The organism is Monashia sp. HAY1-2A (genome assembly GCF_056755315.1).
In genome coordinates this window covers 35,350-44,456 of record NZ_JBNDHY010000017.1, presented here as the reverse complement: position 1 = coordinate 44,456, position 9,107 = coordinate 35,350, and the positions used below count along the sequence as shown (strand labels likewise).

The following is a 9,107-nucleotide window of genomic DNA, read 5'->3' as shown; positions in this document are numbered from 1 at the left end:
CGCCGACACCGTCCTGTTCATGGACGGCGGCCGCATCGTCGAACAAGGCCCCCCCACCCAGGTCCTGGGCAACCCGACGGAACCCCGCACCCGCAAGTTCCTCGACAAGGTGCTCTGAACCCACCAGCCCCGGACAGGAGGGGCACCGAACCACGGGCGTCCCGCGTGGACGTCCGTGGTTCGGCATGTCCGGCCGGGCCGGTCGCCCCGGGCCCGGTCCGGGATCAGGTCAGGGATCGCACCGTCCTGACGACGCGCCGGGCGGTGCGGCGCGCCGTCCGCCGCAGGCCCGCCCGGAGCGCCCGGCCGCGTGCACCGACCGGCGCGGCCTGCGTGTCGATGGTGGGGTTCCAGTAGGCCGTCGACTTCCTCAGAGTGGACGCGTCCGGCTTGCGCCACGGCTTGGTCAGCGTCAGGTGCGGACGCTCCCAGGCGATGTCACGCTTGACCACCCGTGCCGGGACGCCCGCGGCGATGACGTTGTTGGGGAGCCGACGCGTCACGATCGAGCGCATGCCGACGACGGTGCCGTCGCCGATGACCGCGCCCCCCAGCACGCACGACTGGAGGCCGAGCCAGACGTGGCTGCCGATGGTGATGTCGCGTGGCGTGTTGACCCGCCTGCCCGTGCGCACGTCGAAGATCGGGTGGCCGTCGTCAGCGCGCACCTGGACGTCGGAGGCGATCATGACGTCGTCGCCGAGCGTGATCGTCGCCCCTTCGGCAGCCGACATCGACACCGTGGTCGTCGTGGAGACGTTGCTGCCGAGGCGGACCGTCGCGCCGTCACCCACGCGGATGGCGCCCATGAGCGCGGGAACACCCTGGCTCGGCCCGATCTCGCACAGGCCGTCGTCGCAGTCGAAGTCGACGACCAGCTTGCCGATGCGGAAGGGAGAGGCGATGCGCAGGGTGTTGTTCGACCCGGTGAACTTGATCTTGACGTTCGCGTCGACGCGACCCTCGAACTCGATCCGGTTGCCCCGGTCGTCCTGCCAGGTCTCGAGCACGGTGACGACAGCCATGGCGGGGAGCATAGTGGCGCGGCCGAGTCGCCCCGCAGGCACGGCACGACTCGCGGCTCAGCCGCCCGCGCGGCCACCGCGCGAGCGGGCCCCGGCTCGCGCCTCCGCCCGGGTGCGTGGCGGGGCAGGGCCGCTCACGGCGCGCTCGATGGCGACCGCGCTCGGACCGTGCGCCCCTGTCCCGTCGCGGTCGTCCACCGCCGGCGAGGGCGTGCCGGCCGGCTGATCGGCGGCACCGACGGTGAGCGCGGCGATGGCCGTCGTGACGGGAACGGCGAGGACGAGGCCGATCGCCGACGCGAGCGTGCGCACGACCTCCTCCGAGAGCGACTCGGTCTGCAGCAGGTCGAGGACCGGCCGCTCATAGAGGAAGAGGAGCATGAGCACCGGCAGCGCGGCACCCGCATAGGCGAAGACGATGGTGTAGATGGTCGAGGCGATGTGGTCCCGACCGATGCGCATCCCGGAGCGGAACAGCTCGCGACGCCCCATCCCCGGCGCGGCGGCACGCAGCTCCCAGACGGCGGAGGACTGCGTGATCGTCACGTCGTTGAGGACGCCGAGCCCGGCCACGATGATGGCGCACGTCAGCAGCTCCTGCGGGTGCAGGGTCGTGACGAACGAGGACAGCGTCGCGCCCTCGTCGTCGGCGACGCCGCTCAGGCGGGCCAGGTCGACGCCGAGCAGGCCCAGAGCGGCCGTGATGCCGACGCCGAAGAGCGTGCCGGCGAGGGCCGTGCTCGTGCGAACGGACAGCCCGTGCGCCAGGTAGAGGACGACGAACATGATCGCCGAGCTGCCGACGACCGCCACGAGGAGGCCGGACTGCCCCTCGAGCAGAGCCGGGAGCATGAACCGGGCCACGACGAGCCCGCCGACTCCCAGCCCGACCAGGGCCAGGACGCCTCGCCAGCGCGCGACGACCGCGACCACGAGCACGAAGAGGCCGAGCATGAGCGAGAGCGGGGCACCCCGTTGGACCTGCAGGAACGAGAAGCCCTCCGGCTGGCCCTGCGCAGGGGGAGTCCTCAGCAGCTGCACGGTGTCGCCGGCGCGCAGCCCCGACTGGGACACCGCCGGAGGTACGGCGACGGTCACCGTCGGATGAACGTCCCCGGACGACGCGGTCGGGTGTTCCAGCTGCACCCGGACGGCCCCGCAGGTGGCGCCTGCCTCGGCGACGTCACCCCCCTGCCCGGCCGCCGGCCGGGCGCCGGTGGACGCGTCCTGACCCTCACAGGCGGGCAGCACCTCGAGCACCTCGGCCAGCGGGAAGGTGACCCCCGGCGCGGCGAAGTCGGTCGTGCCGACACGCCCCAGGGCACCGTGGTCGGAGGGCCAGAACCGCACGATGCCGAAGAGCGTCGCGGCCGCGGCGAGGACGACGAAGGTCGTCAGCGCGACACGGGCGAGGACGCCGACGGACACGTCCTGCTGCCGCTCGGGGGTACCTGGAAGGGCGCTGTGGCTGTGACCGCCGGACATGGTCCGGAGTGTCGCACAGCGTGTCCGGATCGATGCCGAGCGTGGCGCGCCGGGCCCGAGGGTGCCCGTTAGGCTGACCGCCGTGGGTGAGCAGAAGGACGCGGCGGACCGCGCGCACGTCGTGTCGAACGAGCTCCTGACCATCCCCAACGCGCTGTCCGTGTTGCGCCTCCTCGGGGTCCCGGTCTTCCTCTGGGCGATCCTCGCCGGACGCGACGGGCTGGCCCTGCTCCTGCTCGCGCTCTCCGGGATCACCGACTACCTCGACGGCAAGATCGCCCGGTCGTTCGACATGGAGTCGCGCCTCGGCCAGTTCCTCGACCCGATCGCCGACCGGCTCTACATCCTCACGACGCTGCTCGGGCTGGCCTGGCGCGATCTCATTCCGTGGTGGGTCGTCATCGTGCTCCTCGGGCGCGAGGCCGTCATGGGCGTCATGCTGCTGTTCCTGCGACTCCGCGGGCAGCTCGGCCTACCGGTCCACTACGTCGGCAAGGCCGCGACGTTCAACCTCCTGTACGCCTTCCCGCTGCTGCTGCTCGCCAACCGCGACGACTGGCTCGGTGACCTCGCCCGGCCGATCGGCTGGGGTTTCGCGTGGTGGGGCATCACGCTCTACTGGCTGGCTGCGGTGCTCTACGGCATCCACGCGCGGATCGTCCTGCGCGAGCGTGCCCGGGCGGTGAGCACGTGAGCACCGGCGCGCGGCGGCCCGACGCCTCGATGACGCTGATCACCTCGATGCTCGAGCGACCCCTCGACCCGGGGTACCAGCAGGCCGCCGAGCGACGGGCCGCGCAGGGACTGCCGAGGTCGACCTCGTACCGCACGCCTCTCGTCGTCGTGCTGGCCGTGCTCACCGGGTTCCTCTTCGCTGTCGCCGCCCTGTCGCTGAGGCCCAAACCCACCGCGGCGGCACAGCTCAAGGCCCAGCTCGTCAGCCGCATCGAGGACTTCCAGAAGCAGGCCAACGCGCAGGAGACCGCGATCACGACGCTGACGCGGCAGGTGCGTGACTACGAGGCGCTGGCCCTGCAGCAGAGCGGCGGCGGTGACCTCAGCGGCCAGATCGCAGCGCTCGAGGTCCAGGCGGGCACCGTGGCCCTCACCGGGCCCGGGCTGACGCTGACCCTCGACGACGCCGCGTCCACCGAGGCGGGCGGCGATGCCGGGTCGCGCCCGAGCAGCGGCTTCGAGCAGGGCCGGGTGACGTCGGCCGACCTCCAGATCATCGTCAACGGGCTGTGGGGGTCCGGCGCGGAGGCGATCTCGGTCAACGGACACCGGCTCAGCTCGACGGCCGCCATCCGGTTCGCCGGTCAGGCGATCATCGTCGACTTCCGACCGCTCGCCCGTCCCTACGTCGTCACCGCGCTCGGCGACGGCACCGGCATGCAGCAGCTGTTCGAGCAGTCCTTCGCGGGGGTCTACCTGTCGCAGCTGACCCAGGAGTTCAAGATCCGCTCGGTGCTCAAGGTCGCCGACAGCCTCACCGTCCCCGCCGACTCCGCGTCCCACCTCGAGGTCGCCCGGCCCCTGACGCCGTCGGGCTCGGCCACCACCTCGACGCCTGGCGTCACGCCACAGCGCAAGGCCGCGGCCGGCACGCCGCCGGCCGGCCCGGGCGCGGGCACCGACCGACCCGGCGGCATCGCCACCGATCGATCCGCCGTACCGACGACGAGCCTCGGCGGCAACAGTCAGGAGACCCCGTGATCCCCGTAGTCGGACTGCTCGCAGGCCTGGCGATCGGTCTGTTCCTGCACCCGTCGGTGCCGGTGTGGCTCCAGCCGTACCTGCCCATCGCCGTCATCGCGGCACTCGACGCGGTGTTCGGGGCCATCCGGGCCGTCCTCGACGGGATCTTCGACGACAAGGTGTTCGTCGTGTCGTTCCTGTCGAACGTCGTCGTCGCCGCCTTCATCGTCTTCCTCGGCGACCAGCTCGGCGTCGGCGCGCAGCTGTCGACCGGCGTGGTCGTCGTGCTCGGGGTGCGGATCTTCTCCAACGTCGCCTCGATCCGGCGGCACCTGTTCAGGGCCTGACGATGAGCCGTAGCCAACGCCAGCCCGACGGGACGCCCGAGTCGTCCCAGCCGTCCGCGTCGACTCCCGAGCCGGCAGCGGTCCCGGAGGCACCCGAGCCGGCCCCGGCAGCCGGGGCAGAGCTCGTGCCGGAAGCGCCTGAGCCGCCCGCTCCGCACGGTCTTGGCACCGGGACGTCGGCGGTGACCACCGAACCGGCCCGTCAGCCCGTCGAGGGCAGGGCGGCCTGGCACCGCCTCTTCGCGATGTCCCGCCCACGGGCCACGCGAGCCAACCTCCTCGGGGCCCTGCTCGCCGTGCTCCTCGGCGCCGGCATCGCGGCCCAGGTGCAGCTGACCAACGAGCGGGGACTGGACCAGCTGAGCCAGACCGACCTCGTCCGCGTCCTCGACGACATCTCGGTCAAGTCCTCGCGCCTCGACCAGCAGGTCCGCGAGCTGGAGGCGACCCGCGACCGGCTCAAGAGCGGGACCGGCACCGCCGCGGAGGCCCTCGACCAGGCCCAGAAGCGCGTCGACACGCTGGGGATCCTCGCCGGCACCATCGGCGCCACCGGCCAGGGCATCATCCTGACCGTCTCGGACCCCGACAAGCAGGTCACCGGTCCGGTCGTGCTCGACATCATCCAGGAGCTGCGCGACGCGGGTGCCGAGTCGATCGACGTCGGTGGCGTCCGCGTCGTCGCCTCCTCGTTCGTCGGTGACGCCGGCGGCGACCTGCTCGTGGACGGCAAGGCGATCACCCGCCCCATCGAGATCAAGGCCATCGGCGACGCCAAGACGCTCTCGTCCGCGATGACCATCCCGGGCGGGATCGTCGAGACGGTTCGCCAGAAGGGCGCCAACGCGAGCGTCATCGAGTCGGAGTCGATCCAGATCACCTCGGTCCACGAGCCGCGCCCGCTGACGCACGCGAAGCCGGTCGAGTGACCGCCCGGTCGCTGACGCGTCGCGGGCGACGTGGCATCCTCTCCCTTGCCGGTGGAGCGACGACACGTGTGCCTCACCCCCTGACCACCTCAGCGACGAGCTAGGAGCGACATGAGCGACCTCGAGTACCCCGCCGACCTGCGCTACACCAGCGACCACGAGTGGGTCCGGGTGGGCGACGACGGGGTCGTGCGCATCGGCATCACCGCCTTCGCGCAGGACGCCCTCGGGGACGTCGTGTACGTCTCGCTCCCGGCCGTCGGTGACTCCGTCGCGTCCGGGGACTCGTGCGGAGAGGTCGAGTCGACGAAGTCGGTCAGCGACATCTACGCCCCGCTCGACGGTGAGGTCACCGCCGTGAACCCGGCCCTCGACGCCTCGCCCGAGCTCATCAACTCCGACCCGTACGGCGAGGGCTGGATGTTCGAGATGCGCCCGAGCGACGCCGCGGCCGTCGACGGCCTGATGGACGCCCCGGCGTACACCGCCTCGCTGTCCTGACGTCCCACGTGCCCCACCGGAACGACCGGTAGCATCCGCGACACCCGCACGCCCCCTCACGTGCGGCCCGTCATGCCCGTCACGCCCGACCGGCCTGTACGCACCGACCGGCCCGTACACGCCGGTCGGTGTCCGGCAGGCGCGTCGGCGGGCGCGACGGGAACAGGCGTCAACTAGAGTGGTGACGCCCGCTTCGCCCCCACGACGGAGGAGGACGGCATGTCGAGCGACGACGATCACGGCACGCCTGACCGGGACGCCCCGAGCTCCGACTCCCAGAACCAGGAGGACCGCATGTCGAGCGACCACTTCGACTCCGACGACACGAACGTCGAGCCGCGCACCATGCGGTTCCAGGGCGTCCCGGCCCAGGACGCCGAGCACCTGGACCCGCGCGGGCTGACCGCCGAGGACCAGGCCACGATCGAGGCGCTGCGCCCGGGTACGGCCCTGCTCGTCGTCCTGCGCGGCCCCAACACCGGTGCGCGCTTCCTCCTCGACGACCAGGAGGTCGCGGCGGGGCGCCACCCCGACTCCGACATCTTCCTCGACGACGTCACCGTGTCCCGCAAGCACGCCCTGTTCGTCAAGCAGGGTGAGCGCTACGTCGTGCGCGACGCCGGGTCCCTCAACGGGACGTACGTCAACCGCGAGCGCATCGACGAGGCACCGCTGCACACCGGCGACGAGGTGCAGATCGGCAAGTTCCGCCTCGTCTACTACGCCGCCTGACCGACGGGATGCCCACGGGGACGACGGGCGAGGCCGACCCGGCCTCGGGGCCACGCCTGACCATCGGCAAGGTCATCGCCGCGCTCTCCGAGGAGTTCCCCGACGCCACGGCGTCCAAGATCCGCTTCCTCGAGGCCGAGGGCCTCGTGACGCCGCACCGCACGGCGTCCGGCTACCGCACCTACTCGGAGGCGGACGTCGAGCGGCTGCGGTACGTCCTCGCGGCCCAGCGCGACCGGTTCTGGCCGCTCAAGGTCATCCGTGAGGCGCTCGACGCGCTCGACCGTGGCCTGACGGACGCCGGCACCGGGGGAGGGCGGCCCCGCCCGCCCGAGTCGGTCACCGACCCCGACGTGCCGGACGCATCCGTCCTCCTCCCGCGATCGGGGGTCACGCTCACCGGGCCGGAGCTGCGTGAGGCCACCGGCATCGACCGGGCGACGATGCACGCCCTCGAGTCCTTCGGCCTGCTCGTGCCCGACGCCTCGGGGCACTACGCGCAGGACCAGCTGGCCGTCGCGGCGGCCGCGAACGCGCTGGCCGCGCACGGCCTCGAGCCCCGGCACCTGCGGCCCTTCCGCACCGCGGCCGACCGCGAGATCGGGCTCGTCGACCAGGTCCTGGCCACCCACCGCGACGACGACACCCGCCCCGAGCGGGCGGCCGAGATCGCGGCCTCGTGCATCGCCCTGCACGTCGCGCTAGTCAAGGCGGGCCTCGCCCGCTGAGCCGCCCGGAGCGGCTGGTCGATGGGCCGGTGCACAGTCTCTCTCACGCACATCGGCGGGTGGATCGGCTTGTGGCAGCGCGCCCGTGATCCCGCCGCCGACCCTCAGGACCCCCCGACGCGAGGGCACGCGCGGGGTACGGTGGAGGAGTGAGAGAGGTCGATGTCCTGGGCGTCCGGGTCGAGATGCCGACGAACAACCCGATCGTGCTGCTGCGCGAGCGCGACGGAGGCCGCTACCTGCCGATCTGGATCGGTGCTGCCGAGGCTGCGGCGATCACCTACGCCCAGCAGGGCGTCGTCCCGCCGCGCCCCCTGACGCACGACCTGCTTCGTGACGTCCTGGCAGTCCTCGGCCACGAGCTGACCGAGGTGCGCATCGTCGCCCTCAAGGACTCGGTCTTCCACGCGGCGCTCATCGTCGACGGCTCGATCGAGATCAGCTCTCGGGCGAGCGACGCCATCGCCCTCGCCCTGCGCACCGGGTCACCGGTGCTCGTCGACCCTGCGATCCTCGACGAGGCCGCCATCGTCGTCAGCTCCGAGGAGGACGACGAGGTCGAGCGGTTCAAGGAGTTCCTCGACCACGTCTCGGCGGAGGACTTCGACGGGCCCGCCGGCGACGAGCCGGGTGGGGACCCCGACCGGCCGGGGCAGCCGGGCCAGGGGGAGTGACCAACCTTCACGTTGAGGTCGAAGGTGAAAGTGGTCGACGGCAACGGCGACACGCCGACGCCGCAGCCGCCCGGTGATTGACGCCCACCTACCCGAGTCCTACCGTCGGATAACGACGTGTGTGTAGTTATCCCGATGTCGTCTGCGCACGTCGCGCAGGCTCAGCCCGAGGAGGACGGCATGGCCGCCATGGAGAACGCACCCGAACCGGGTCGCACGGTGCCCAGCGGCGCCCAAGGTCTGCTCTTCACCGACGACCTGCCCGTCCTCGCCGAGGACATCGGCTACCGCGGCCCCACGGCCTGCCGAGCGGCCGGCATCACCTACCGGCAGCTCGACTACTGGGCCCGGACCGGCCTCGTCGAGCCCTCGGTCCGCAGCGCGACCGGTTCCGGCACCCAGCGCCTCTACGGGTTCCGCGACATCCTCGTGCTCAAGGTCGTCAAGCGGCTCCTCGACACCGGCGTCTCCCTGCAGCAGATCCGGGTGGCCATCGGCCACCTGCGCGAGCGCGGCGTCGAGGACCTCGCCCAGATCACCCTGATGAGCGACGGCGCGTCGGTCTACGAGTGCACGTCCGCCGACGAGGTCATCGACCTCGTCCAGGGCGGGCAGGGGGTCTTCGGCATCGCCGTCGGACGCGTGTGGCGCGAGGTCGAGGGCGAGCTCGCCCAGCTGCCGAGCGAGCGGCCGGACGACGACGCCCCGGCCGAGCACCCCGGTGACGAGCTGACCGCTCGCCGCCACGCGCGCCGGATGGCCTGAGGGCGCGGCAGGCACCAGGCACCCCAGCACGTCGCGCCGTCCACGAGGGCCCACCCGGCACGTCCGGGACGGGCCCTCGGGCGTCGGCTGCTAGATTTGGTGTGCCGATCACCCTGCGTGGGAGAGTCCTCGAGGTGTCAACACCTGCGAGGCGCCGAAGGGGCAACATTCCCCGGAACCTCTCAGGCGCCAGGACCACGCGGGCCAGGCACCTCTGGAGCTC

The 9,107-nt window shown here is 72.2% G+C and carries 11 protein-coding genes and 1 riboswitch; of the genes, 9 read left to right on the top strand and 2 right to left on the bottom strand.

Annotated elements, in window-relative coordinates:
• Positions 1-224 precede the first annotated feature (224 nt).
• Together ACPYOM_RS04390 and ACPYOM_RS04385 are read right to left on the bottom strand one after the other, a co-directional pair.
• Positions 225-1,025 carry an acyltransferase gene (locus ACPYOM_RS04390; RefSeq protein WP_481345030.1) on the bottom strand — a complete coding sequence of 267 codons (801 nt, stop codon included), beginning with the start codon at positions 1,023-1,025 and terminating at the stop codon, positions 225-227.
• A 57-nt stretch (positions 1,026-1,082) separates the two neighbouring features.
• Entirely contained in the window at positions 1,083-2,510 is a 1,428-nt protein-coding gene (locus tag ACPYOM_RS04385; protein WP_481341097.1) for a YibE/F family protein, read from the bottom strand.
• 82 nt (positions 2,511-2,592) lie between these two features.
• On the opposite strand from ACPYOM_RS04385, the gene clsA reads away from it, so the two are divergent.
• The 9 genes from clsA to ACPYOM_RS04340 all read left to right on the top strand — a co-directional run bounded on the left by clsA (position 2,593) and on the right by ACPYOM_RS04340 (position 8,884).
• A complete protein-coding gene (gene clsA, locus ACPYOM_RS04380; RefSeq protein WP_481341098.1) occupies positions 2,593-3,204 on the top strand; it encodes a cardiolipin synthase ClsA in 612 nt (203 codons plus the stop codon).
• A complete protein-coding gene (locus ACPYOM_RS04375) occupies positions 3,201-4,226 on the top strand; it encodes a DUF881 domain-containing protein (protein WP_481341099.1) in 1,026 nt (341 codons plus the stop codon). Before clsA ends, ACPYOM_RS04375 begins: the two co-directional genes overlap by 4 nt.
• Positions 4,223-4,555: a small basic family protein gene (locus ACPYOM_RS04370; RefSeq protein ID WP_481341100.1), complete on the top strand. Its 333-nt coding sequence runs from the start codon at positions 4,223-4,225 to the stop codon at positions 4,553-4,555. Before ACPYOM_RS04375 ends, ACPYOM_RS04370 begins: the two co-directional genes overlap by 4 nt.
• Positions 4,556-4,737: 182 nt before the next feature.
• Positions 4,738-5,484, top strand: a complete 747-nt coding sequence (locus ACPYOM_RS04365; RefSeq protein ID WP_481345029.1) for a DUF881 domain-containing protein — start codon at positions 4,738-4,740, stop codon at positions 5,482-5,484.
• Positions 5,485-5,595: 111 nt separating this feature from the next.
• The gene (gcvH, locus tag ACPYOM_RS04360; protein WP_481345028.1) at positions 5,596-5,985 is read left to right on the top strand and encodes a glycine cleavage system protein GcvH; all 390 of its coding nucleotides are present in this window, start codon (positions 5,596-5,598) and stop codon (positions 5,983-5,985) included.
• A gap of 294 nt (positions 5,986-6,279) precedes the next feature.
• Entirely contained in the window at positions 6,280-6,717 is a 438-nt protein-coding gene (locus ACPYOM_RS04355; RefSeq protein ID WP_481341130.1) for an FHA domain-containing protein, read from the top strand.
• Between the two features lie 8 nt (positions 6,718-6,725).
• Positions 6,726-7,445: a transcriptional regulator FtsR gene (gene ftsR / locus ACPYOM_RS04350; RefSeq protein WP_481345027.1), complete on the top strand. Its 720-nt coding sequence runs from the start codon at positions 6,726-6,728 to the stop codon at positions 7,443-7,445.
• A 149-nt stretch (positions 7,446-7,594) separates the two neighbouring features.
• On the top strand, positions 7,595-8,119 hold the full coding sequence (locus ACPYOM_RS04345; RefSeq protein ID WP_481341104.1) for a bifunctional nuclease family protein: 525 nt from the start codon (positions 7,595-7,597) through the stop codon (positions 8,117-8,119).
• A gap of 180 nt (positions 8,120-8,299) precedes the next feature.
• Complete coding sequence (locus ACPYOM_RS04340) at positions 8,300-8,884, top strand: MerR family transcriptional regulator (protein WP_481341131.1); 585 nt, start codon at positions 8,300-8,302, stop codon at positions 8,882-8,884.
• Between the two features lie 108 nt (positions 8,885-8,992).
• Positions 8,993-9,092, top strand: a riboswitch (glycine riboswitch).
• The last annotated feature ends 15 nt before the right edge of the window (positions 9,093-9,107 follow it).

Coding starts and splice junctions, on each gene's coding strand:
- ACPYOM_RS04390 (WP_481345030.1), bottom strand. CDS start 1,025: ATGGCTGTCGTCACCGTGCTCGAGACCTGGCAGGACGACCGGGGCAAC.
- ACPYOM_RS04385 (WP_481341097.1), bottom strand. CDS start 2,510: ATGTCCGGCGGTCACAGCCACAGCGCCCTTCCAGGTACCCCCGAGCGG.
- gcvH (WP_481345028.1), top strand. CDS start 5,596: ATGAGCGACCTCGAGTACCCCGCCGACCTGCGCTACACCAGCGACCAC.
- ACPYOM_RS04355 (WP_481341130.1), top strand. CDS start 6,280: ATGTCGAGCGACCACTTCGACTCCGACGACACGAACGTCGAGCCGCGC.
- ftsR (WP_481345027.1), top strand. CDS start 6,726: ATGCCCACGGGGACGACGGGCGAGGCCGACCCGGCCTCGGGGCCACGC.
- ACPYOM_RS04340 (WP_481341131.1), top strand. CDS start 8,300: ATGGCCGCCATGGAGAACGCACCCGAACCGGGTCGCACGGTGCCCAGC.